The 22,658-nt window shown below is 58.5% G+C and carries 38 protein-coding genes; 2 read left to right on the top strand and 36 right to left on the bottom strand.

All coding sequences use genetic code 11. From position 1 onward, the window contains the following. Window positions 1-3: 3 nt before the first annotated feature. From HWX91_RS25325 to HWX91_RS25310, 4 genes are all read right to left on the bottom strand, one after another. Entirely contained in the window at window positions 4-1,482 is a 1,479-nt protein-coding gene (locus tag HWX91_RS25325) for a Y-family DNA polymerase (RefSeq protein ID WP_028195662.1), read from the bottom strand. Further along, on the bottom strand, window positions 1,400-2,122 hold the full coding sequence (gene imuA, locus HWX91_RS25320) for a translesion DNA synthesis-associated protein ImuA (RefSeq protein WP_028195663.1): 723 nt from the start codon (window positions 2,120-2,122) through the stop codon (window positions 1,400-1,402). Before imuA ends, HWX91_RS25325 begins: the two co-directional genes overlap by 83 nt. 137 nt (window positions 2,123-2,259) lie before the next feature. Beyond that, window positions 2,260-2,772, bottom strand: coding sequence for an RES family NAD+ phosphorylase (locus HWX91_RS25315; protein ID WP_028195664.1), 513 nt, complete (start codon window positions 2,770-2,772; stop codon window positions 2,260-2,262). Further along, window positions 2,769-3,176 (bottom strand): DUF2384 domain-containing protein, encoded by a 408-nt coding sequence (locus HWX91_RS25310; RefSeq protein WP_174459536.1) that lies wholly within the window; start codon window positions 3,174-3,176, stop codon window positions 2,769-2,771. The genes HWX91_RS25315 and HWX91_RS25310 overlap by 4 nt, the downstream gene beginning before the upstream one ends. Before the next feature lie 233 nt (window positions 3,177-3,409). On the opposite strand from HWX91_RS25310, the gene HWX91_RS25305 reads away from it, so the two are divergent. Next, window positions 3,410-4,480 carry a hypothetical protein gene (locus HWX91_RS25305; protein WP_028195666.1) on the top strand — a complete coding sequence of 357 codons (1,071 nt, stop codon included), beginning with the start codon at window positions 3,410-3,412 and terminating at the stop codon, window positions 4,478-4,480. Between the two features lie 618 nt (window positions 4,481-5,098). On the opposite strand, the gene HWX91_RS25300 is transcribed toward HWX91_RS25305, so the two are convergent. From HWX91_RS25300 to HWX91_RS25195, 23 genes are all read right to left on the bottom strand, one after another. Next, window positions 5,099-6,061 carry a virulence RhuM family protein/type II toxin-antitoxin system death-on-curing family toxin gene (locus tag HWX91_RS25300; protein ID WP_028195668.1) on the bottom strand — a complete coding sequence of 321 codons (963 nt, stop codon included), beginning with the start codon at window positions 6,059-6,061 and terminating at the stop codon, window positions 5,099-5,101. A 282-nt stretch (window positions 6,062-6,343) separates the two neighbouring features. Next, window positions 6,344-6,532 carry a hypothetical protein gene (locus tag HWX91_RS25295; RefSeq protein ID WP_028195669.1) on the bottom strand — a complete coding sequence of 63 codons (189 nt, stop codon included), beginning with the start codon at window positions 6,530-6,532 and terminating at the stop codon, window positions 6,344-6,346. A gap of 51 nt (window positions 6,533-6,583) precedes the next feature. Next, on the bottom strand, window positions 6,584-6,850 hold the full coding sequence (locus tag HWX91_RS25290; RefSeq protein ID WP_028195670.1) for a hypothetical protein: 267 nt from the start codon (window positions 6,848-6,850) through the stop codon (window positions 6,584-6,586). Between the two features lie 15 nt (window positions 6,851-6,865). After that, a complete protein-coding gene (locus HWX91_RS25285) occupies window positions 6,866-7,195 on the bottom strand; it encodes a hypothetical protein (protein WP_127837847.1) in 330 nt (109 codons plus the stop codon). A gap of 755 nt (window positions 7,196-7,950) precedes the next feature. Beyond that, window positions 7,951-8,148: a hypothetical protein gene (locus HWX91_RS25280; protein ID WP_028195672.1), complete on the bottom strand. Its 198-nt coding sequence runs from the start codon at window positions 8,146-8,148 to the stop codon at window positions 7,951-7,953. A 291-nt stretch (window positions 8,149-8,439) separates the two neighbouring features. Next, the gene (locus HWX91_RS25275; protein WP_028195674.1) at window positions 8,440-8,790 is read right to left on the bottom strand and encodes a hypothetical protein; all 351 of its coding nucleotides are present in this window, start codon (window positions 8,788-8,790) and stop codon (window positions 8,440-8,442) included. Between the two features lie 49 nt (window positions 8,791-8,839). Then, window positions 8,840-9,325, bottom strand: a complete 486-nt coding sequence (locus HWX91_RS25270) for a hypothetical protein (RefSeq protein WP_028195675.1) — start codon at window positions 9,323-9,325, stop codon at window positions 8,840-8,842. A gap of 15 nt (window positions 9,326-9,340) precedes the next feature. Continuing rightward, window positions 9,341-9,472, bottom strand: coding sequence for a hypothetical protein (locus tag HWX91_RS41135; protein ID WP_255246776.1), 132 nt, complete (start codon window positions 9,470-9,472; stop codon window positions 9,341-9,343). 11 nt (window positions 9,473-9,483) lie between these two features. Next, window positions 9,484-9,651 carry a hypothetical protein gene (locus HWX91_RS25265; protein ID WP_156034515.1) on the bottom strand — a complete coding sequence of 56 codons (168 nt, stop codon included), beginning with the start codon at window positions 9,649-9,651 and terminating at the stop codon, window positions 9,484-9,486. A 32-nt stretch (window positions 9,652-9,683) separates the two neighbouring features. Further along, window positions 9,684-10,055 (bottom strand): hypothetical protein, encoded by a 372-nt coding sequence (locus tag HWX91_RS25260; RefSeq protein ID WP_028195676.1) that lies wholly within the window; start codon window positions 10,053-10,055, stop codon window positions 9,684-9,686. Between the two features lie 38 nt (window positions 10,056-10,093). Continuing rightward, window positions 10,094-10,498 (bottom strand): hypothetical protein, encoded by a 405-nt coding sequence (locus HWX91_RS25255; RefSeq protein ID WP_028195677.1) that lies wholly within the window; start codon window positions 10,496-10,498, stop codon window positions 10,094-10,096. Window positions 10,499-10,511: 13 nt separating this feature from the next. Further along, on the bottom strand, window positions 10,512-10,898 hold the full coding sequence (locus HWX91_RS25250) for a hypothetical protein (RefSeq protein ID WP_102857287.1): 387 nt from the start codon (window positions 10,896-10,898) through the stop codon (window positions 10,512-10,514). A 41-nt stretch (window positions 10,899-10,939) separates the two neighbouring features. Then, window positions 10,940-11,311, bottom strand: coding sequence for a hypothetical protein (locus HWX91_RS25245; RefSeq protein ID WP_028195679.1), 372 nt, complete (start codon window positions 11,309-11,311; stop codon window positions 10,940-10,942). 18 nt (window positions 11,312-11,329) lie between these two features. Then, window positions 11,330-11,569: a hypothetical protein gene (locus HWX91_RS25240; protein WP_028195680.1), complete on the bottom strand. Its 240-nt coding sequence runs from the start codon at window positions 11,567-11,569 to the stop codon at window positions 11,330-11,332. A 54-nt stretch (window positions 11,570-11,623) separates the two neighbouring features. Further along, window positions 11,624-11,914 (bottom strand): hypothetical protein, encoded by a 291-nt coding sequence (locus HWX91_RS25235; RefSeq protein WP_127837846.1) that lies wholly within the window; start codon window positions 11,912-11,914, stop codon window positions 11,624-11,626. Between the two features lie 226 nt (window positions 11,915-12,140). Further along, complete coding sequence (locus HWX91_RS25230) at window positions 12,141-12,557, bottom strand: hypothetical protein (protein WP_127837845.1); 417 nt, start codon at window positions 12,555-12,557, stop codon at window positions 12,141-12,143. Between the two features lie 28 nt (window positions 12,558-12,585). Next, window positions 12,586-12,963, bottom strand: a complete 378-nt coding sequence (locus HWX91_RS25225) for a hypothetical protein (RefSeq protein WP_028195684.1) — start codon at window positions 12,961-12,963, stop codon at window positions 12,586-12,588. Between the two features lie 21 nt (window positions 12,964-12,984). Further along, window positions 12,985-13,146, bottom strand: a complete 162-nt coding sequence (locus HWX91_RS25220) for a hypothetical protein (protein WP_156034516.1) — start codon at window positions 13,144-13,146, stop codon at window positions 12,985-12,987. A 16-nt stretch (window positions 13,147-13,162) separates the two neighbouring features. Beyond that, window positions 13,163-13,345 carry a hypothetical protein gene (locus tag HWX91_RS25215; protein WP_127837844.1) on the bottom strand — a complete coding sequence of 61 codons (183 nt, stop codon included), beginning with the start codon at window positions 13,343-13,345 and terminating at the stop codon, window positions 13,163-13,165. Between the two features lie 277 nt (window positions 13,346-13,622). After that, a complete protein-coding gene (locus HWX91_RS25210) occupies window positions 13,623-13,844 on the bottom strand; it encodes a hypothetical protein (protein WP_028195686.1) in 222 nt (73 codons plus the stop codon). A 97-nt stretch (window positions 13,845-13,941) separates the two neighbouring features. Then, window positions 13,942-14,691, bottom strand: a complete 750-nt coding sequence (locus HWX91_RS25205) for a tyrosine-type recombinase/integrase (RefSeq protein WP_244144141.1) — start codon at window positions 14,689-14,691, stop codon at window positions 13,942-13,944. A 109-nt stretch (window positions 14,692-14,800) separates the two neighbouring features. Next, the gene (locus HWX91_RS25200; RefSeq protein WP_052660694.1) at window positions 14,801-15,604 is read right to left on the bottom strand and encodes a hypothetical protein; all 804 of its coding nucleotides are present in this window, start codon (window positions 15,602-15,604) and stop codon (window positions 14,801-14,803) included. Between the two features lie 135 nt (window positions 15,605-15,739). Next, the gene (locus tag HWX91_RS25195; protein WP_028195688.1) at window positions 15,740-16,936 is read right to left on the bottom strand and encodes a hypothetical protein; all 1,197 of its coding nucleotides are present in this window, start codon (window positions 16,934-16,936) and stop codon (window positions 15,740-15,742) included. A gap of 250 nt (window positions 16,937-17,186) precedes the next feature. Between HWX91_RS25195 and HWX91_RS25190 the strand changes: the two genes are divergently transcribed. Beyond that, window positions 17,187-17,681, top strand: a complete 495-nt coding sequence (locus HWX91_RS25190) for a GNAT family N-acetyltransferase (RefSeq protein ID WP_162181286.1) — start codon at window positions 17,187-17,189, stop codon at window positions 17,679-17,681. A gap of 65 nt (window positions 17,682-17,746) precedes the next feature. On the opposite strand, the gene HWX91_RS25185 is transcribed toward HWX91_RS25190, so the two are convergent. The 9 genes from HWX91_RS25185 to HWX91_RS25145 form a co-directional block, all read right to left on the bottom strand. Further along, on the bottom strand, window positions 17,747-18,007 hold the full coding sequence (locus tag HWX91_RS25185) for a hypothetical protein (protein ID WP_028195690.1): 261 nt from the start codon (window positions 18,005-18,007) through the stop codon (window positions 17,747-17,749). 72 nt (window positions 18,008-18,079) lie between these two features. Then, complete coding sequence (locus HWX91_RS25180) at window positions 18,080-18,247, bottom strand: hypothetical protein (RefSeq protein ID WP_156034517.1); 168 nt, start codon at window positions 18,245-18,247, stop codon at window positions 18,080-18,082. A gap of 33 nt (window positions 18,248-18,280) precedes the next feature. Continuing rightward, window positions 18,281-18,652 (bottom strand): hypothetical protein, encoded by a 372-nt coding sequence (locus HWX91_RS25175; RefSeq protein WP_028195691.1) that lies wholly within the window; start codon window positions 18,650-18,652, stop codon window positions 18,281-18,283. 43 nt (window positions 18,653-18,695) lie between these two features. Then, a complete protein-coding gene (locus HWX91_RS25170; RefSeq protein WP_028195692.1) occupies window positions 18,696-19,067 on the bottom strand; it encodes a hypothetical protein in 372 nt (123 codons plus the stop codon). Between the two features lie 34 nt (window positions 19,068-19,101). Then, a complete protein-coding gene (locus HWX91_RS25165) occupies window positions 19,102-19,452 on the bottom strand; it encodes a hypothetical protein (RefSeq protein WP_028195693.1) in 351 nt (116 codons plus the stop codon). A gap of 19 nt (window positions 19,453-19,471) precedes the next feature. Beyond that, window positions 19,472-20,173 (bottom strand): hypothetical protein, encoded by a 702-nt coding sequence (locus tag HWX91_RS25160; RefSeq protein WP_028195694.1) that lies wholly within the window; start codon window positions 20,171-20,173, stop codon window positions 19,472-19,474. Between the two features lie 404 nt (window positions 20,174-20,577). Beyond that, window positions 20,578-20,736, bottom strand: coding sequence for a hypothetical protein (locus HWX91_RS25155; RefSeq protein WP_156034518.1), 159 nt, complete (start codon window positions 20,734-20,736; stop codon window positions 20,578-20,580). Window positions 20,737-21,407: 671 nt separating this feature from the next. After that, a complete protein-coding gene (locus HWX91_RS25150; protein WP_028195696.1) occupies window positions 21,408-22,058 on the bottom strand; it encodes a hypothetical protein in 651 nt (216 codons plus the stop codon). A gap of 245 nt (window positions 22,059-22,303) precedes the next feature. Then, window positions 22,304-22,573: a hypothetical protein gene (locus HWX91_RS25145; protein ID WP_028195697.1), complete on the bottom strand. Its 270-nt coding sequence runs from the start codon at window positions 22,571-22,573 to the stop codon at window positions 22,304-22,306. Window positions 22,574-22,658: the final 85 nt, after the last annotated feature.

Here is a 22,658-nt window from a genome sequence, read left to right as displayed (position 1 = left end):
TGGTCACCCGAACAGGCCGTGCAGGAACCACCGCGGCTCCTGGTCTTCGTCGCGGCTACCGACGCGTTCGCGGAAGATCCAGTAGTAGAGAAAGTCCTCCGACTCGGCGACGAAATAGTCGCGCGTGACGATGCGCCTGTCGTGCCATCCGCCCTCGACGCGCTCGCCAGGCGACACGAGACGCAGCGGCGTTCCGTAGAGCGGCCGATGGCCGCGCATCATAAGCTGCAGCGGTTCTTCGAGCAGCCATGCCGGGCGCGGCAGGTCGGACGCAGGGACTGCGCCGCGCGCTCGATCCGCGAGGGGAACCCATCGAGCAGCATCTTCCGGTCGGTGATCCGCAGTCGGTGAAGCACGCAGCACGTTTTCGGCGCCGAGCCGCGCAACGAGCAGCTCAAGCAACTGTGCGTGGTCCTTTGCTGATCCGCCCGGGTCGATGAACAGCACGCCGCTCGGCGCCTCCGCTTCGCGCACGTCCGTCGCCTCCAGGCGCAAGGCGATGACTGGCGCCTCGAGATCAAGGCGAGCCAGCCGCTCCTTGAGCAGGCGGACCAGATGCTCCTCGTGCCATGTCGGTTCCGCAAGGGCGACGTCGATCAACGTGGGCGCGATGGCGGCGCGGCCGCGTTCGTGCTCAAGCGCGAGCGTGAAGCGGGCGATGGCCATCTGCCGCGCCGATAGCCATCCCGTCATCTGCACGATGAGTCGCCGCGCTGCGAAGAGCACTGCCTCAGCATGTTCGATCCGATCGGGCAGTTCGAGACGCGCGTCGAATGTCGGCGGTACCTCGAGCCAGTCATAAACCTCGGGCGCCGCGCCGGTCGCCCGGTCGAGTGCGTCGAGCAGCTCGACGCCACAGCGCTTCTTCAGCCCGGCGCGGGGTAGCCGCTGCAGATCCGCGAGCGTGGCGCAGCCAAGGCCCGTGAACCATTCAGCGTACCGACGCGCGGCAGGCAGTGTCGTGATCGCCGCCCGTCCCATGAGGCGCAGGGCGGATCGCAACGAGAGAGCGACGCCGCCGCGCGATCGCGCAAGCAGCCACGCTGCCTGCCCGGTCGGGGCGATTGCAATCCGGGTGCTCACGCCAAACGCCTGCAGCGCACGCTGTACACTGCGGCGCAAAGCGCGGATTCCGCCAAAGAGGCGCAGGCTCCCCGAAACGTCGACGAGCACAACGGACTCGTCGGCCATGACGACCTGCGAGGAGAACTGCAGAAGCGCGACGGCGACGCCGCGGACGATTTCTTCCTCGCGTACAGAATCTCGTACACGGATATCGGCATCCGGCGCGAGCGTGAGCACGCCGCCGCGGCGCATGCCGGCGACGACACCGAGTTCACGCGCGGCAGCGTCGAGCGCGATGACGCGATCCGGGTCGAGCACGACGAGGCCCCGGCGCTCATCCGTGGCCGACTTCGACCAGTTCGGCCGGAACGATTCGAGAGGGAGGCGTGGCAGATGTACGCCGATCCAGAGTTGCATGTCGCCTCAGTAAAACCGGCGTCGGCGCCAGCGGGACGAACAGCGGTTCGTCGCGCCGCGGGCCGCGCCGCTTGATAAACGTCACACTCACCCCGCCCTTCGAAGGCGCCAGAGTAAGCCGCAGCGGGGCCGTCGACGTATTGCGTGCGGCGTCCAACGGACGGAACAGGACGAGAAACGTGTCGGTGGCCTGCGCGGCGACCTGCAGGCGATGCAGTGCCTCTGTGCGCACTTGGCCCGGCCAGACGAGTAACGCGCCACACGTGCCTGCCCGCAATGCGCGTTCCACGGCCCACAGGGTGTCCGCTGCGCCCTTCGTGTGGACGATCGTCGCGTTCCGGTACGGTAGGCCCCACCACGCGAGCGCACCGGGTTGGAGGCGATGCGGCGGTCGAAGCAGCAGCACGTGGCGGTTCGCCAGCGCGGCGAGAGGCGCCCGCAGCAGACGCAGTTCGCCACAGCCTGCCTGCGGAAGCAGAATTTCTGTCAAAGAACCGGTGGGCCAGCCTCCGCCCGGTAATTCGCGCTCAAGCGCGGCATCGCCGCAGGGCAGCACGGCGCCGGTGCGGCCGGCAAGCTGGGAAGCCTTCCACAGGGCTGGGTGAATCGCCTGGGGCGCGGGGAGAGCGATGGCGGACATGGTTTGCTCCCTGAATACCTGTATATATGTACAGTATTCTATCCAGGGTTTTGCGGAAAAGCACGGACCGACTGCGCGGCGGCGCGCACAATGCGCCAACGCGGGCCGTTGGCTGTGATGGGCGGAACCTCGTCAGATCACTCCCAGGACGACTGGTTCTTCGGCAGCATCCCGCCCGGATCGTTGACGACGAGGATATCGTCCTGGCCGAGCAAGCCGGTGTAGATCGCCACGTTCGCGTTTCCCGTGAGCGCCGAGCGGAACACGACGCCCTTCATCCCCATACTGATAACGCGGTCCGCCAGCACCCACGACGGCGGCTCGATGCGCTCATTGAAGTACAGCTTGCGCCAGTCGCAGTAGAAATCGTCCCAAAGAGGATCATCTTCGACCGGGGGCCCTGCCGTGATGTCGACAACGGAACCGATGTCGAGTGAGTAGGACGCGATCAGCCCGGGCATCAGCAGATCGCTCGTCTGCTTGTACTCGGCCACAGCGGTTTCCGTGTCGAGCGACAGGTAAAGCGCATCGACACCGGGGCGGTTGGCCCGGCCGCCGTGCGTGCCAGCGCCGCGGCCGCTGGTGGGCTGGAAGGCCCACTTCGGGCTGAGGAGCCGATATGCCGTCGCTCGCAGCCGGATCACCTTCATCCAGCAAACCCGGCGTCAAGGGACTGGACATAGCGCAGCAGGTCCTCGGTACGGCCCCCAGAAACTAGCATCTGTGGAGTCTTGTAGTCGAACACGCTGAGCGGTTCGTTCTTGAACCAGAAAATACCCTTTTCAACGCTGCCCGAGATGTCGGCGGCGGCGCGGATCACCCGCAACGCCTCGCGCAGGAAGTCCTGCACGCTCGATGATTCCGGGGCGCGGCTCAATGTGTTGCGATGGACGTGGGCCTGTGTCGCGATGGCCTGCATGTCCTGACGCAACACCCGGCCGTAGCGACGTGGCGAGATTGACGAAGGGCTGATGTCGTCTTCGTGGAGATACGCCATAAAGGCGGAAAAGTCCTCGCGGAAAACGGGGACATTGATGGTTTCGGGCGTGCTCATGGTGCGCTCCATGCTCAATATATGCAGCATTATTGCACCATATACGCATCTGTCAAGATGAGCTGCCCATCTTGCCTACTTGCGGAGCCGCCCGCGCCCCGCTACGATTACTCCCGGGTAACACCCTCGGCTGCCGGCGGCCCAAACTGTTGCTTCACCTGCAAAACCTCGCTCGTGCGACCTCCTAATCAGGGTCATGACGAAATGCCGGCCATGATCTACAAGGAGTTAGCATGCCGCGCATTCCCGTTTCGCCCGCATCCATCGCCAGCCTTCGTGGTGCCCTGACCGACCTGATCGGCAAAGAAAATATCGGCCGCGACGGTCCCCTGAAGTACACCCACCTCCTGCATTCGATTGCGGCCGGCTTCGGCTTCAAGGATCACCAGCAGTTCAACCACCTTCTCGGCACCGGCGCCGCGCCCGCAGATGTCGAATTCGACGTACCGGCGATGTTCAAACGTCTCGCCGCGTTTGGCTGGGACGAGGACAACCATGCCGCCGGACATGCGACATTTACGCTCGCGTGCGCAACGCCTTCGGCCTTCGTGCCCGACTTCGGCCAGTGGTACGTTGACCTCCACAACCAACTCAACAGCGCCTACCCGTATGCCTCGTGGGACGAGGTCAATCAACTGGTGCTGAACGGGCAATACCCGCGCGAGAACCTCAAGCTCGACCAAGTGCCAAGCATCGCCGCTACCCTCGATCAGGCCGGATACCATCCGCGCCAACTGTACGCGCCGCCGCCGCGGCTCTCTGACCTGGTCCGTGCCGGCAGCCTGACGCAGCAGCAGGCCTTGCAGCTCGAGGAACATCTCAGCCGCGGCTCTCGCATCATGATCGCGGGGCCGATTGCGTCACGCCCCAGCCTCCTCATGCAGACCTTGTTACTGGAAGCCGCCACGCAGCATTCATCCAGTCAATTCAGGTTTGACCAGACGCGCCTCGAGATCTGCAAACTGCCGGATAACGTCCTTCACTGCTGGACCGACTATCGCCGCGGCGAGACACTCGTCATTGGCGGCCACGAAGCTTCGGGAACCGACTGCATTGCGGTTGACCGCTTCGCTGGCGAAGATGCCCGGCAATTCCTCCTCCACCCGGGTTCGATGGCATGCATCACGGCGGCCAAGGAGGAGGCAATCCCGAAGATCAGGCTGGCAATCGCCGCGTCGGCGATCTTCAGCGTCCCAGGCGTTGACTACGTAGACCAAGCCTTGGCGTCGATCGATGTCACCGTCTACCTCACCGACGAAGGTCGGGGCCCGCTGACGGAGATCTCGGTCCGCGAGTCGGACTAACGCACGCGCGCGCGTCTTAGGAGTGCGTATTCCGCCGATGCCCCGCCATCCACGAATATCGCGCGACGCAGGCACCAAAAAGAAAACCCGCCGGCACTTCGAAACATCGAAGTGCACGGCGGGCGGTTTTCCTGTGCGCCGGCGCCGGCCGGCTCTTCCGTTGTCTACTTGCGTTTGTCGAACTGACGGTAGTAAGGAACGTCGTTCCGCTGCGCATCCGCGATCGTCTTCGCCTTTGCTTTACGACCCAGAAGCTGCGCCAACACCTGAAGCGTCGTTTTCCCACTGCCCTCCGTGAGGTTCGCTACGACATTCTCCGGCTTGACCTTGCTCGTATTAATCCAATTCTCCTCTGCGGCGTCGCCGCTTTTCCTAGTCCACAACGCGGGAGATCACGTCGATCACGACGATGAGTGCCGGTACCAACAATGCTACCCATAGAGCACCGCCGAACTGCTTAATCACCAGGCCAACGGCCACAGCAAGAACCGCGGTGCCTCCAAGCTAAAGCCGTATCAACACGCCTTTGCTTTTTTTGCGACTTCTATTGAGTAAAAATAAAGTCGTATAGTGGCAAAAATAAAGTTGTATAGCGGAACTGGGCACGATACGCCCACCTCACTGCGGCATCGCAAGCATATTTTCGATCAACCGAATGATGGTTTCCTTTTGGGATGGCGCGGACTCGGCCACCAATAGTGCCAGTGCCGCCATCCCCACATCGTTGATAACCGGCTGTGCGTCCCGCAGCAGCGCCCCATTGCGGTGCAGAAAGTCTACGAACAGGAAAGCGCCGCAACGCTTGTTACCATCTGACAACGGATGATCTTTGATGACGAAATACAGCAGATGCGCAGCCTTACTCTCGATAGACATGTAGGCTGGCTGGCCAAAGACCGTCTGGTTCAGATTGCCTAGTATTGACGCCAATCCGTCATCGCGTTCCCGACCAAACAGATCACTGGCTTCGCCTCGTCCCATCAGGTCTGCCTTGAGAATTGAGATTGCATGCTTCGCTTCTGCGGCGCTGAGTAAAGTACCACCGGGCGTGCCGGGAGGCTCGGTCAGCAACCCTTCGTCGTATCGTTGTAACAGCAGAAATGTCTGTGTGTACCGGCTGACGATTTCCACTAGGCCGCGCCCTGTATCGGCTGTTAGCTCGGGGGCGCAGGCAGTTTTCCTGACCAACGCCAGGGCCGCTTCCAATTCAGCCGCGTTTCGCTCCATCCGTGCACGGTCGAGCGTCCAACCTTGAGTCAAATGGTCACGGAGAACGCCCGTTGCCCACTGACGAAAAAGCGTGCCGCGCTTTGAATTGACTCGATAGCCGACACTGATGATCGCGTCGAGGTTGTAAAACTTCACCGGTTTATCCGAACCAGCAATGTGCAAATTTTGCACATTGCTTTGTTCGACCAATTCACCATCCTTGAAAACATTCCTCAGGTGCTTGGTAATCACAGATCGTTCACGGCCGAACAGCTCGGCCATCTGTTCTTGTGTCAACCACAGCGTATCCCCTTCCAACCGAACCGTGACTGGCTCGCCGGCACCGGGCTGGTAGATCACCATTTCGCTCATAAATTTCCATGCTCGCTTATTGGCAGGTCTCGTTGCGAATATCGCGATATGGTCGGACGCAGGTTTTGGAATCCGCAGTCATGCCCCTCATCTCGCAAATCGACCCGCGCTTTTCGATGGTTTCTCTTTCAAAATCAATGGGGTCACTATACAACTTGTCAGATATACAGCGGTCACAGACGGGAAAACGCTTTCGAATCAATGGAGCCGCTATACAACTTTATTTTGTCTCAACAACTTCTCCTTTGCTTGCCGTCTCAAGCTAAACATTCGCTTTTCCGTTCAAAGTCCGTATTTCTCTTTCAACGCTTCGACACGCGAAATCCGCGCTCGATGCGCCAATAACGCGCTGTCAGCAATTTCTTCGGGTCGTACCTTTCCGCAGGCGATGGTCATATCCCATTCGGTCGTTTGCTTCACGAGTGCCAGCAGCTCGCGCAGTTCGGTTTGTGCTGCCTCAAAGACGGACATGGTTTTTCCCGATCAGTTGCGCGGACGTGACGGCGCGTTATTCCGGTCTCGTTACGCAGGCAGCTTCGACGGCACCGCTGACATGCCGTGCATCGTCTTGCCGATTGTGAAGTGATGCCCGTTGCGCGCGAGAACGGCGCTCTCTGCGGCTTCCGTGGCGGCGATGGATGCAATGAGTCCATCGCGCAGCTTCACCGCGTCAGCCAGTGTCAGTTCGGTGGCAACGCCATCGAGCGTTATCACGACCGGGTGCTGGATGATGCCCCCGGCAACCGTCCGTGCCTGAACTCCACCTTCAAATGTCTGTTCGTTGTACATGTTGATTTTCCGTTGTTACTGTTGCGCCTTGCCTTCGTCGCGAGCGGCCCGGACCAAGAAGCTACGGAGCCGGTCGTTCACCATCGCGAGCAAGGCAAAACTAAAGATTGCGACGCCACTGAACGCCGGTACCGCGCGCTGCCCCAAAACACCGAGGCAGGCAAGCGAAAGTCCCGACACCGATGCAACAATCAGGATGGCAACCAGCAGCCACGCCTTCCGCATGTCGGCTGTGCGAGCAGATCGTGCGCGAGCGCCTGCAAATCCCGCGAGCGCTGTGCCGACAATAGCTATTGAAGCGCATCCCAGCGTAGCAATCACCGAAAGTAGTTCGTGCTGTTCCATGTCGCTTTTCCGCTCCGTTACCGAATGCCCAAAAACCGCTTCAAGTCGCTGCGGCTAGCAGCCCGATCCGCACCGGGGCGGGTCGTGTTGAGTAGACAGCAAGAGGCAACCAAGGCGGCAAGCAAAGCCATCCCGAAGCTGCCCTGAATCGCGTACACAACAGCAATAATCGCCGTAAGTACAGCCACGTGATCGCCGACAATTATGTTTGTAAAAACTGGTCCATACAAATCAATCAGATAGCGTTGGCCATTCTGCGCCTGAAGTTTGTAAAATTCCCGGCTGCGGCAACACGACTCGACAAGTATGTTTGTGAAATTGCGGCGTCGCCAAATAGGTTGCCGCTGCCTTGATCGCCGTCCAGCAAGGCCATCACACATTGACGGGAACAGGCACGCGTCGCGCGGTTTCATATACATGGTTTGCTTTTAACAAACATATTTGTAAATTCACAAACATAATTGTCGGCGATCACCACGCCATAGAACAGATGTTTCGGTTTCATTTTCTACTTTTCCTACTCAAGTCGCGCACGACCCATGATCCGAAATCCGGCCACCGCCATCATTGCAGACACGATCCCGGCGATAACCGCCGTGGTTGAAGCCACAACTGTCGAAAAGAAAAAATCTTAGATACACAGCGGCACGCCGAGCGTACCGATTAAGGCCAGGGACATACCAAGCAACAACAAAAGCGCCCCCGAAACCCGCATATCCAGTACCTTAAAGTTTTTCACTTGCATCCCTGTTTTCCTACTTGTTACCCTGCGTGCTGTAATGCGCCTGGGCCGCTTCGAGACTGCCGAAATTACCGCGATGTTCGCGGCCTTGCCAGAGCATGAAGTGAGACACGCCAGAGACGATGTATCGCCCTATCGTCCAACCCGCAGGGTGCGTCCAGCCGTAGGGCGAATCCTGCTTCCATTCGATTTCTGCTGCGACCTCAGACATGGCGCGTTTTCCGTCCTAGAAGTGCAACACGGCTACAAGCGTGCAATCCTGGTCTTCATGCTCGACCTGCACATGACTATCACGCTAAGCGCTGAGCTCCAGCGCATCAATATCAGTTCCTCGCGGGCATACGAAATAGCGGGTGTAGCTTCCAAGGAACTCCGCGTCTCGTGCTTCCCAACCACTGTCGGCATGGTCATCCACGACAATGATTGTGTGCGCAACGTCTGCGAGCGGACGCGCACGTTGTTTATCGACGGCCTCGACAGTCATGGTGCGAATTTTCCGTGGTCAGTCTCGCGTGTACAGCATGTGCAGCCAGCGATACAGTGCTTCTGCCTCGTCCTGCATCTTCCCGATCTTCAGCAGGGCGTCATCGACCCGCTGTGACAGACCGCCCTGGCGGTGAAACTCACTCACGTCCTGCATCGCGGCATGGATATGCCGGATGCCTGCCCTCGCATCAGCAGCGATCGCCAGTTGTGCATTGTCAAGGACAGAGCGAAGGTCCGCGATGGACTTAATGCGGTCTAGGCGAGTTTGCGCTTCGGTTATCGCATCACTGCAAAATTCAGCGGCAATCACACGGTCATTGTCCGCGCTGCCGCTGATAGTTTTCATTGTGGAAACGGTATGCTTCATGTCCTTTGTTTTCCAATGCCGCGCGTGGCGGCGGCGCTTTTCCTTTCCATTACGCGGAGGGTGGGTATGCGCGGTCCACAGCCTGCATTGCCGCTTCCGCACTGCTGAAACGCCGCCGCACATTGAATCGTTCCCGACGATCCGATCGCATCGCCTTATTCAGCGTTTGTGACATGCCCGCAGGTCCAGCACCTTCCCACATGCGGCATCGCGAATTCAGTGGATTCGAATAATAGTCGTCACCCTTCCAAACCAGAGCGCCGTCCCAACGTTCAAACTGTCCGCTCTCGGTTGCACGCCACAAGGGCTGCGTTTCTGGTCGCGAATACTCAAGTCCGAGCGCTTTGGCGCAGTCGGGGCCAATCAGGAAATCCTGGCCGGCGGAGCCAGCGTCTTCGGGATGCAACACCATTTCGTCCAGCAGTCGAACCACTCGAGCCGGCATATCGGGCGAGATGTCCTTCTGGCATTTGACGCAGAACCGTGCCGTCTTCGGCTCCCGGCGAGCGTCGTAGTCGAGAAAGATCATCCGCATGGCTTTTCCTCATGTCTACTTGGACAAATGCAAGCCGATCAGCGCGACAGCGCCGAGAATACCGGCGTAAACAATCGCGTTGACGAATGCCGCAGCCATTGCTTTTGCGTGTCCCGCGCTCCCGTCCTTCCATTTATTCAGCAGCATGTTTTTCCGTTTCAATCTTCGTTCGCGGTATCGCACCAACCGCTTTGCCAGTCATGCCAGTCGTACGACAATTTCGGATACGAGTTGCCGGTGTCCAGATCCGCGCCTTCCTCGAAAGCGCGACAGCCAGCCTCATATGCCTCGGTCGGCTCTTCCACTTTTTGCGTGTTGTCTGACATAGCGTCTTTTCCGTTTCCTGAATTTTCCGATTTCAGTTAAGCGGCTTACCGCACTCAGGCTGACCGACCTCGCGGACTTCCATAGCCACCTTGCCATGCTGATACGCGCAGGCAAACAGAACCGGTGCGTCGGGCTTTTCTTCGCGCGTGAGCTTCGCAACCCGCTCAAAGGCATCATCAAGACTCGGAGACGTGGCGAGTTGTCCCCTAGCGTTCAACCGGGCCGCATTGCGCAGCGGGAAATCGCCAGTGGCCTCCCACTTGACCGTTCGACCATCGAGTGCGGCCCACCGCGATACCAGCGCCGAAGCCGATGTGTCGGCATCGGTTGCGACGTATCGACCGGCTTCCGCGTGGGCTGCGACGCTGACCACGGCCAGCAGTGCAAGTGCGACTCTCTTCATTTCGTCAATCCCCTTTTTCCTATTTTCCTATCCGTTATTCACCACGACCGGGTATCGCCCATACCGCGCGCAAAGTTCGTTTGCTCGCGGTGTATTGCGAGCGAAAAACTTGTGGCGAAGGAGCCGACAGCCAGCGTCAACACGGCGAGATAACCGTTGTGCATGGTCGCGGCTGGGAGCGTTTCGGTCCAGCTTGCAACTTGAGGAACCGGCCCGCTCAAGATGCTGTGAAACAACTCGAAACCGATATCGAGCACGTGGCCGACTCCACCGAACCCATACTGTGCGAGCGTGTCACGCACCACATTGAGCTGCACCGCGCCGATCATCTGCAATGCCACGGCCAGAGCTACAGCCGCGCCGAAAACTTGCGAGAAAATCCGCTCCGTCTTCGATGGCGGCAAAGGCTTCTGTTCAATGTTGGGAGGGAAGAAGTTGTTCATATATTTTCCTATGTCAGTTGGCCGTCTCAGTGCCAAAGAGTCGAGCACTGGTAACGCTATAGGAATAGCCGTGGCTGTCATCAGCGACCGCCACATTCCAAACCTCGTTATCAGCGTCGGCGCCTTTCTTGAAGGTCATCGAAACGTTGCAGCCCGTCACTCGGGGCAGCACCTCTACGCTTCCGACTGACCATTTGATGTCGTCACTTGTCGCGAGCAAGCGCGTTGCGTAATCCGAGACCATCGCAGAGCATCCGTCGTAGGCTTGTTCCACATTCGCTGCCTGCATTACATACGCACGGGTCATCTGATGGTATATAAGCGCCACGGCCCCCACAGCCACGCAGGCAAGCAGCAGATATGACGCAACCCGTGAGCGCAGCGTCGAAGTGCCGTTCATGCGCGAAGATTCCATATTAATTTTCCGTGGTTTTTGGCTGCCTATTCGATGACTACCGAATTGGTGTTACCGGTCCCTTTTGTCGATTGCTGGATATTGAGGCCGCGAGTTGTTGCGGTGGCTCCGTCGCCAATCCTCACTTCGTTCACGTTACCGGAAACAGGGTTGCCGCGAGCGTCACACGGATACATGCGATGCACGATAACAGGCAACGCAACCTGATTGGGCTTGTCGGGCGAATGCTTGTACTCGGTCAGAGAACACGCGTCACCTTCGCGCATCAGCAGCACGCCCGAGGCAGGACCGCCGCTGATCGACGTACCGGCGCGCGTGTCCTTGATAACCACAGGCTTACCGGCCATCGCTACGCTTGCCACGCTCGCAAGCGCGAGCATCAAAAACAGTTTCTTCATGATGTGATTTTCCGATGGTTACGCGGCGGCTTCGGCGCGTGCAGCAATTACTTTGGCCTGCGCACGCACTTCGTCAACTTCGTCACTGTCGAGCTTTTCTTCCAGAATCTCGTTGACGGTAATTTCGTCTTCGAGCGACATTGCCGTGATGCGGCCACCGTGGAAATTCCCCGAAACCGGGAGCGCAGCCGTCACGGCCTTGCGCTGTTCGGGGTCGTCCGGCAACTGAATCACCACGGTCAGATAGTCTTTTGGCATCTCGCTTTTACTCCCCGAATGGCGCTCGCGCACCGGTTGCTTTTCAATTCCGTTTTACTTCGCACTGAAGCGCTGCTTCGTGACTTGTGGATAGCCGATCAGGCGCTCCAACTTGCGATCTTCCGGCATGTCTAGGAACTGCTGGATGAACTCATCGACCGTGCCGCGAATCGGCCATGACTGCCGCGTCGCTTCCCCCGCTGACTCAGCCGACACGTAGTAGACCAACGCCAAAGTGCCCGGCGCGTCGAGTGAAGCAATCTTCGTCGCCAACTCAGATTCCCAATGCATTCGTTGGGCGACTTCAGGAAGTATCGGCGCGGACGTATCAGTCGAAGTGGTCACGAGAACTTTCCGGTCATTTATCGTTGCAGCCGCCACAGTCCTAGCCCAAGCCCCCCGAGCAACAGACCGGACAATGGAAGTGCTACGACCATGACATCCCCGGCCGTTGGATGCGTCATGAGTTTCGCCGCGAGCAACATGGGAAGTCCGATTACTCCAGCGAGCACGAAGATCACAGCCAAGCATGCAAGTAACCCTTTAACTTGTGGCATCGTTTTTCCTTCGATTAGGCGGGCTGACCATCCAGCAGTGCAACCAGCGATCCGGCTTTTGCGTGGATGCCCTCATGAGCCAGATCGAGCGTCCACCCGTTCCTAGCGCCGTGGGCAGTGCCGTCTTGATCAACCCAGCCGCCATCCGCACCGATCATTGCCGCCGTCGTGTCCAGATCAGCTTGACCGACTACCTTATTGCTGACGAGAATAGATTTGCGCATGCCTCCCACATTCAGCGGAGTAAGGCTGAACGAGACCTGTGTTCTCGATCCGACATAGCCGGGCGGAATTCCGCTTGCTGCGACCTTGCTTGCATCCTTGAAGTCGCACGCAAGCGCCGCACGCTCGGACAAGGCCCACGTCGGGCCGAAACACGGGTTGTCCGTCGCTTGAGCCGGAGCGAGCCCGATCATTACGAGTAGTGCCATTAGCATGTTGATTCCTCTTTTCCTTGGCTTACTTGAGGTCGTGACACCGAGCTTCGGAATTGACGATTCGGCGCGCGTCACGAAGAGTGGTTATCGTGATCGTCCTGCTGCCATCGCATACCACTGGAGCAGCCAAATCTGCCGAGACCTTCGTGCCTGCTACTGTCGTTTCCGAAAGCTGTTTCGTTGCGCCGTAGATCGCGTCAACCCAGTTGAGGTACGGACGCGCTGCCTCCACCGCCGTTGCATCCACCGGCAAGCGCCAGACCAAGGTGTAGCCCTCGCGCTGCACGACTTGGCGGACCTGCTCATGCAACGACACGCCTCGCTGAAACTCGACGTTGCTCGCATGGGCCGCACCTGTTAACAGCGTCGAAATCCCGATAGCAAGTAACTTTTTGACCATTGCGCTTTTCCGCTTTCAGATTTAGGCCGCAAACACCAGCACAGTAATTACGATCGTCACCGGAGACGCAATCTCCGCCAATTTCAGTGCAGTGTCCCACTTTCCTTGCGCCATCAAAACCACCCCCGCGATAAGCAGGCAACCCATAGGAACCGCGAGGATTTTTCTCAGACCTGGATTCATTTTCTTTTCCGAGTTGTTAGTGGGCCGACTTCCAAGTCACGCGACCATCCACACAGGCGAGCAACGCTCCGTTGGCCGCTGTCGCCACCGTCCCCGGCTGGACGCATGCGCCGCCGACCGCGGGCTTCTTCGTCAAGCCATACCACCCGATGCAGCCCATCACGAGCGCAATCGAAAGCATCACAATCCGTTTATTCATGTCGTTTTCCTCGCGCCGACGCCGACCTTTGTTTCCTGCCAATCCCTTGATTAACCGTCCCGGTGTCTTCGACAGCGCGCGAAGCACGCGCCGGCTTGTGTACGGCCCTTCGTGCGCCCACTGCATCCGGTCCGCGATGCGGCGACAAAGCCACTCGTCCCCGTACATCACGCTCGGGTTCTTCGTCTCCAGTAGCACCGCCAACGCCGCGTCGCACACTCGCATGCTTTTCCTGACAAATATCGCGATGCCATGATGGTACGCATTGCGTACCATGTCAAGCGCGTTTCGTACGCCGCCCGCGACGATCTTCGAGCAATCGCACGATCGCCGCACGGGCAAGATCTGGGAGGGCGCGATAGTCCTTCGATTCGTCTGGCATCCGGTAGGTCTTCAGGGCGCGCGGATTGATCCCGCTCGCCACCGCGAGTTCGTCCCACGTGAGGCCAAGCTGTGCCTTGGCGTCCTTCAAGAAATCCTGCTGGGTAGTATCCGACATAGCCTTTGAAGTTGATACGCGTTGCGTACCATGATAGCGCACCGTGCACGCAGACGATATAACGGCAAAAGTCGGACAGACTTAAGCGCCACAGCGGTCAAATCACACTCGCGACGAGGTCACCGAGCTTCACAGGGCCACTATCTATGAGCCGCTTCGTGGCCGTCAGTGTGCCGTGGCCCAGGAGTTCGGATATGTGCCGGAGATCGTATCCTCTTCGGTGCAGGCGCACGGCAAACGTACGTCGGCCGGCCAAAGCGTGACCGCCCTCGACGCCGGCCTGGGCATGCAACCGGCGGATGACCTGGCTAATCGAATCGCAGGCATAGCTGATCGCACCTGTCCGCGTCTTGCGCTGCGTAAGTGCATACGGCTCGCCGTCAGCACGGCGGAACAGAGGTCCTTCTGGATCAAGTCCCAGAAACGCGGCCTTGCGCGTGGTCACGCCATGCTTCAGCGTAACGCGCAGGGCGAGGTAAGCATCGATGGCCGCGACGACGCGAGGATTCACCCAGAACAACGGCCGCTCTCGACTGTTGTGTGCGATCGCTGCTCGTACAAGGCTCTCTTGCCGGACGCCCTTATCTTCGGTCAGATAGTCCGTCACGGTGACTGTCGCCAGTTCGGTAGGCATCATGCCGGTGCCGAACAGGACGTAGAGCAGCGCCACGTCGCGCACTGGCGACTCCCCCGTGACCGCCGCGACCTTGAGCATATGCTTGAGATCCCTATCCTCAATGACCGGTGCTTTCGCCATTTCACTACCCCGTTTCGTTGTTCGTTCAGGCAGTGTATCGGCAGAAAAGTACCTTTTCTCCTCGCTCAACCCTTGCTCGCGGCTTTCCAAGGAAAATTCCGCGCGACACGCGCGCCCAAAATCACGAAATGCACGGACGAAAAAAAGCCCACTGGCTCCCCGAAGGGAACGCAGTGGGCGTGGGTCTCAAGTTGATGGATTACATGTGCGGTGATGGTGCCTCGTACTTCTCTTCGAGGTACTGCAGCGCGACATATTTCATCCAGCGATCAGCCGATGGCAGTTCCTTCACGACCTCTCCGACTGAAGAGCCGTCGGGATAGTGGTCGATGAAGCCACCACTTGCGATCGCATTCTGCAGAAACATCAGGTCCGCCAGGGTGCGAGAACCGTACTGATCAGCAATGCCACTCAGCGTTTCCACCGAATCCAGCAGTTCGGAAAAAAACTGCTTCGCCCCTGCTGGGTCGGCCTGACGCATGGCTACCGGCACTTTCCGTTCAGAACCGTCAGCAACCAATTTTTCACTAGGAATCGCGTCGATCAGTGCCTTTATCGCGTCGTTGGTCAGGACGGCAACTCCTTCCGCCGTAACAGGATATCGTTCCAAGACACTGCCCACCCGAATGCCACAGAAAGGAGTGCCGCCTTTCACATAAAGGGATACCTCCCGGTCAGCACGGTCGAGCGAAAGACGCCCCGTCGCCCGATCAACCTTTCCCGGATAGAAATCACGAAGGCCGGATCGACCAGTCGAGTAGTCGATGAGTTCGCCCAGAATCTCGCATGCGATAGGGTCGTTTTGCGGCAGATTCATTGGGACGTGACTGAAATTCTCGTTTGTCGAGAATTCCCGCAGCGACGTCACCAACTCATCCGCCAATGTAGCTTCACTCTGTTCGATGCCCAGCACTTCGGCGTGAACCATAATGGCCTTTTGAGCGGCACGCACCCGGTCGACACGCGAATACTGCGGCTCTGGCATTTTCACTTGTTGATTCATGATGCTTCTCCAAAAAATTGCGAGAAGCATCCCCATGCGGGAATGACTTCCCGCGAGGGTTTAAAGTTACTTTCGCGATCAGCTCGCCACGCCCCTCCGAAGTGAGGCATGGCGGGCGGGTTTCAGCTTGATAGATCACATACCAGGCCGCGGAGCGCCCAGCGTAGGATCAATGCCAGCTTCTTTAAGGATCATGGCTTCGGTCCAACCGTTTGCCAGGAGATATTTCACCTGAGCTTCGGCGCCGTCGTTATTGATCCCGGTGGCCAGCGCGGAGCATTCGTCGTGAACCACGCCATCCAGAGCGGTCTCGTCGTCACCTTCGAGAACCAGTCCGGCAATGCGTTTCGCCTCGATATCCGTAAGCTGCCTCGGCACGTTCGATTCGACCTCAGGCTGTACAGACGAGATGAAGGACGCAAGCTGATCCGGATAGAACAACACCGGGTCACCTCGCTTTCCGTACGCTGGGACACGCTTCGCCCCGGCCGCGATTGCCGCCTCGACCAGAACGTCGGTCGTCTGGGGCAGTTTCCCTTGCTCCCGACCAGCAATCAGGTCGGCGCCGATGTTCCGCGCTGCCGGCTTATTGTCGTGTCGGACGTAACGGAGCTTGTATGCCTGCGAACTCATACCAATCCAGTCCGCATACGGCTCCACCGGCATTTTCCGATCGGCGACCTCGGCTCCCTCGGCCTTAAAAAACGGGCCGCAGTCCCGGCAGTCGTGAAAACCTTCGTCGTCGGCTTGGCTCACGTTGGTCGAACCACACCCAACGATATCGCCCAGATGGCCCGATTCAGTTGGACAGGTGACCCGAGTTTCCGCCAGTTTCCGATCTACGAAACGGCATTCCGGGTCGTTCCCCTGGTACGACTTCTCCCACATGGCTGCGTCAGCCAGTCGGGTGATGTCGTCCTTCGAGGCACTCGCCGGAACGTCGAGATCAAACCAGATGCCCTGATCGTCACCCGGTGAAGCTGCCCGATCCTTCTCATCGACGAACCAGTCGACACCGCCAACACCGAACGCCTTACGCTCGATGCAGTAGACGGTCTTGGCTTCCGGCACGTCAGCTACGGGCGATGGACCAGCGGTACGAGCGAGCGCCAGGGCAGCTACTCCCGACTCAGTCCACTCGACCTGAGTCGTGGAGGACCTGTGGAGGTATCCCGCGGCAGCGCCAGCATTCAGAACCTGATTGATCTTCACATCGTTCCACCACAGCGGCTCGGAGGATACCCGTGGACGAGTAGCCCTTACTTTCTCCATGGCGGCCGCGATATCCAAGATCGCCGGTAGAGTCCCTGCTTCGATTCGTTGCGGATTCATTGATTCTCTCCTGATGTTGCCCGTGAAGGGCGTTGAAATGCGGAGAGTGGATCGCTTCGGGTGAGCGCCGTGCGCTGGCCGGAAGGTGTCAGATGGAGGAGAATTATGGAGCGCCGCAAGGCGCTGTTACGTGGACACTGATGGTTGCCGATCTAACGGCGTGCCTTATTCTAGCTATCTCACTTCGTTAAGGCAATTGATGGCGGCTTCGCCCTTGGGCTCGAGCGTTGAGTCAATTGAATGGATTCTCATGGTCAAACTCTCCAGCATCTTCGTCGCCCCGAAGACCTTTCTGCGCGCGTGCATGCACATTTTCAAGCCGGCGCCGCAGTACCGCTTCGATGCCGAAAACGCGGACGGCATAACTATCCTCAAGGCAATTTCGGTCAACACAGGTGCGGAGCTTGGGCGGATGAGCTATTCGACGCTCAAGATGACCCGTACCACGTACATCTGGGACATCGAAGTCCTGCCCCGTTGGCGTCGGCGTGGGGTTGGCAAGGCGCTACTGCTGCACGCGGCAACCGTCTCGCCGTACCCGGATTTCGGCCTTGTCACCGTTGTCCCCGAGTCGATCCTCTTCTGGCGTAGTGCAGTGCTCAGCCGTTCGCTTCAGAAAACGATGAGGGTCCGCATGGGGCTCACTTTCCCCGAGTTGGATCACCTCGCGCGATACCAGGCATCGTTTGAGCGTCCACCGTATCTGGGAATACCGGTGATGGTGGAAGTCGACCGCGACCGGTAAGCCTCGTTCCGCAGTGTCCATACGCGCGGCAGCGACTGAGGTGCAAAGGACGTGGCGGCGCTTGGTCAACCCTTGACCCGCCACGCTGGACTTTGCCGGCCGGGCTTCTGCATGGACTCAGGATGACTGATGTCGAAGATGCACGCCTTGACGAGATCACCGATGGAATAGATCAGCGCGCTCAGCGTCAGGCCGACCTGCTCCCACTGCTTCTCGATGGGAGCCAACTTCCCATCCAGCCAGAAAGTAACTTTCGCACTGGCCCACGTCCCGTCATCTGACACCGAGAACTCCACAGTTTCGGGCCCTTCCTCCTCGTCTTCCACGAATCATGGCTTGCCTGGGCGGGCGCAAGACCAATTAGCGCCAAAAGTGCCATCAACATACGTTTTTCCGTTTCAATCTTCGTTCGCGGTATCGCACCAACCGCTTTGCCAGTCATGCCAGTCGTACGACAATTTCGGATACGGGTTGCCGGTGTCCAGATCCGCGCCTTCCTCGAAAGCGCGACAGCCAGCCTCATATGCCTCGGTCGGCTCTTCCACTTTTTGCGTGTTGTCTGACATAGCGTCTTTTCCGTTTTCCTGAATTTTCCGATTTCAGTTAAGCGGCTTACCGCACTCAGGCTGACCGACCTCGCGGACTTCCATAGCCACCTTGCCATGCTGATACGCGCAGGCAAACAGAACCGGTGCGTCGGGCTTTTCTTCGCGCGTGAGCTTCGCAACCCGCTCGAAGGCATCATCAAGACTCGGAGCCGTGGCGAATTGTCCCCTAGCGTTCAACCGGGCCGCATTGCGCGGCGGGAAATCGCCAGTGGCCTCCCACTTGACCGTTCGACCATCGAGTGCGGCCCACCGCGATACCAGCGCCGAAGTCGATGTGTCTGCATCGGTTGCGACGTAGCGACCGGCTTCCGCGTGGGCTGCGACGCTGACTACGGCCAGCAGTGCAAGTGCGACTCTCTTCATTTCGTCAATCCCCTTTTTTCTATTTTCCGTGGTTTTTGGCTGCCTATTCGATGACTACCGAATTGGTGTTGCCGGTCCCTTTTGTCGATTGCTGGATATTGAGGCCGCGAGTTGCTGCGGTGGCTCCGTCGCCAATCCTCACTTCGTTCACGTTACCGGAAACAGGGTTGCCGCGAGCGTCACACGGATACGTGCGATGCACGATAACAGGCAACGCAACCCGATTGGGCTTGTCGGGCGAATGCTTGTACTCGGTCAGAGAACACGCGTCACCTTCGCGCATCAGCAGCACGCCCGAGGCAGGACCGCCGCTGATCGACGTACCGGCGCGCGTGTCCTTGATAACCACAGGCTTACCGGCCATCGCTACGCTTGCCACGCTCGCAAGCGCGAGCATCAAAAACAGTTTCTTCATTGTTGTAATTTTCCTCGGTCTACTCACGTAGTAGTTACGCTTGAATCAGCGCAGCCATCTTTTCAATCGGTGTCGCGCGCCGACGCTCCGCAATGAATCTCAGCGGCTCCAGGTTTTGCGTCACGGATTCGACAATGGAAGCCAACACGGCATCGCGACTGTGCGTGTCAAGCGCATAGAGCGAGAGCAGCGGCATAGCGTCCTCGACCTCCACCAGCAACAACGCGCCATCAGGCATGCGGGCAATCGGATCATCCGGCGTGCGCAGCGTCACCGATACTGACTCGATCACCTGCTGGTCGGGATCGCCACGCTGACCTGTGCTCCGAAGGTAGGTCAGAAAACCATCGCGCTTAATACGTCCAACTTCGGCTATTGCGTGCATGTCTTTTCCTATCCTGACCTCATCCCCGGCTTTGAAAGAAGGTTTCGCGGGGAAGCTTCGGAAATGGGTGGCAAGGCGGGTCTTCCTTGCGGCGCTCATGGAGAGCGTACCGGTCATCCATGTAAGGCGTCGCGTCGCTCACGACGCTCACATTGGGCAGGCTAGAGACGAGGGCGTCAATGCTTTCTTGGAAGGCATCTCGGCCCATCATCTTAGGTCCGTGACAATGCATCACGTTGTGCGTCGGAGCATCATCGATTGGCTTCTCATTGACGTGCATAAATGTCGTCAGGATTCCGCACTCGCGGATGCGTTCCCTATAGGGGGCGAGTATGTTGTGGTTTATCTCCCATAGCTTTCGGGCTGACCCATCTTCGATGGGGTTGATCCCCGCCACCAGACCGTACCAGAGTGGATAAGTCACGATGTCTATCAATGCAATTTCCAATCCCCGGACCACAGGACCGCTCTCCATCACATGCCATCCACCGACCAGAGCACCGTGAATAAATTCCTTCGGGGAGAGCGTCTTAATTTCCGTCTTTCGACTCGGGCCGTCCAACGTATTCAGAATTCCATTGACCTTCCGGCCGTCGTCGTCGGTCATCCTAATGAGCGCCGTATATGCATAATCGCGAGTCAAAAGAAACACCTTGATTGGATGCTCTCTCAATGTCTCCGGAAGTTCTGGGATCCCATCGAAAAGCGGCACGTCGGTCATAGTCATTTTCCAATAATCTGTATCGTACGTCGAAGGGGCTTCAACCCAGCGATTTTTTCTAGTGATACTCCCTACCGGGCGGCGCGAGAGCGCCCTCAACACGTAATCGGCAAAACACGGCTTAAATTTAGGGCTAGAGCGAACTATTTTTCCGCTCGAGTCGTCAATTTGGACAGCGACGCCCCTAACGCCCGCGTTCACGCTCGGTCGGGCAACGCTTAGCAGACACCGGCGACCAGGTCCCCCAGCACGACCGGATCGCTGTCAATCAGGCGTTTCGTGGCTGTGAGGCGCGCCACGGCCCAGTATGTCGGAGATGTGGCGGATGTCGTAGCCCTTGCGGTGCAGACGGACGGCGAATGTTCTGCGACCGGTGGGGGCGTGGCCAACCGGCTTTTCCGTGGTTAGCTGCGCTTACCTGCCGCAGCAAAAACACCGAGCATCTTCGCTGCACCAAGCTGTTCCCCATCGCGGCGACCGAGCTTCATACCAACGCGCACGCCAGCGTAAAAGACGATGCAGATTGCCAAGCCCACACGAACAAAAAGCGTCATTTGATCCATTAAATAATTCCTCTTTCTCTGTTGCCGGCGCCGCCGGCTTTTCCGACGGCTCACGCGTGACTATCGCGATCGGGGAGTGGGGGTCGGATCTCTTGCAAAACCGACGCAAGAGACTGGAGTGAGACCTGCCTATAGAACTCTACCGCTGCGTCGACGTCCTCCTCGCTAGCTGGGATTCCCATAACGTCACACTGCTCTTTGCAAACGCTCTTTAAACGAGGAATGTTGTAAGAGACCCGAAGCGCAATCCCGTCAATTGAAGAGTCATACCAACAATAGATCGGCGGATAGTCGCCGCCCATGTACCATTTAGGGAGGTTGTTGACCCCCCTAAACCTTCCAATAAATTCCGCTACGTCGATTCCGTCAGCCGCCAGCTGATTGTGAAGGGCTGCTACCAATATAGAATTTACTCCCACTTTCCTCTCCATCAACGTGTTCATTCGCTTTAACTTTATCGGCTGACCCGGTACAGATTGATTCGCCCGCCTCAATAACGGCAAAAGCGGGTCGGACTTAAGAGCCGCAACTGTCAAATCTCCTCCTCGAACGCGCACCTAAGTGCCGCCGGATCGACGTCAATATATCGGCGCGTGTCATCGATAATCCTCGTTCCGCAGTGTCCATACGCGCGGCAGCGACTGAGGTGCAAAGGGCGTGGCGGCGCTTGGTCAACCCTTGACCCGCCACGCTGGACTTTGCCAGCCGGGCTTTTGCATGGACTCAGGATGACTGATGTCGAAGATGCACGCCTTGACGAGATCACCGATGGAATAGATCAGCGCGCTCAGCGTCAGGCCGACCTGCTCCCACTGCTTCTCGATGGGAGCCAACTTCCCATCCAGCCAGAAAGTAACTTTCGCACTGGCCCACGTCCCGTCATCTGACACCGAGAACTCCACAGTTTCGGGCCCTTCCTCCTCGTCTTCCACGAGCTCACGGATCACGAGCCGTTCGTCATCGTCGGTCATGAACTCCCCCAGTTCCCCCGGAAGGGTGTCCGATAGACAGGAGAGAAGATCGATATCGTTGAGGGTCTCTTTAGCGTAGAGCGTGGCTGTGATGCTCGCCGGCATATCATCTTCAGCGGCTATCGTGTCCAGTTCGAGCACACCCCATTGAAATTCGAATAGGGGCACAGGCTGACGTACCACCGCTTCAATGTCCTTCGGATCGCCCTCAGGATTCCACTCGAGTTCGTCCTTCAAACGCGCCGACAGCAACGGCTCGGGCAAGCACGCGTGCGGGAGGTAATTCAGGCTACACGATTTGAGGCCATTGACCAGCAACGCCTCTATCGACTTCATGGGCAACGTGACCATACGAATCTCCATACTCAAGCGGACTGAGAACCTTGCGTAACGTCCGACGCCTGCGGCAAGCGTGGCGCTGGCGGCGCGGTAACGGCTGCCGCTGTCATCTCTGGCGCTGATGCTCGCGTAGCAGTGGGCCGGCTCATGCCCGGATAGAGCTTCCCGCGAAGCGGGGCATCGTCCGGCCACTTGCGCAGTAAGGGCGTCTATTGCGCTGCCTTGCCGCCAATCCAATGAGCCCGTCGTTCCTTGGCTCAACCGCGATCGCCCAGCAAAGACTGCCTGCATTCTGATGCGTAAAAGCGCAGGTTGTCGTCGGTCGCAAACGAGTCCCCGGCATCCCCTCGATTCGCAACCAGCCTAGGGATGTTGTGAGCAGCATCTGCGAGCAATTCGATTCGACGGAGGATGCGCTCCAGCGCCTCCGAGTCTCCGGCGAGACGCGCATCGATAGCCATCGACCGGATACGAACCAGTACCCTTTCCACGTCCATTAACGCCCGCTTTTCGTCCTCGACCACCATATATCTTCTCCTGTCTATTTAATCATCGATGCAATTCACGGATCCACCCATCAGGATTTCATGGCGTCCATGCCGATGATCGCCG

Source organism: Paraburkholderia fungorum, from assembly GCF_902833645.1.
GTDB classification, from domain to species: domain Bacteria; phylum Pseudomonadota; class Gammaproteobacteria; order Burkholderiales; family Burkholderiaceae; genus Paraburkholderia; species Paraburkholderia fungorum.
This window is presented reverse-complemented; position numbering and strand designations above follow the sequence as displayed.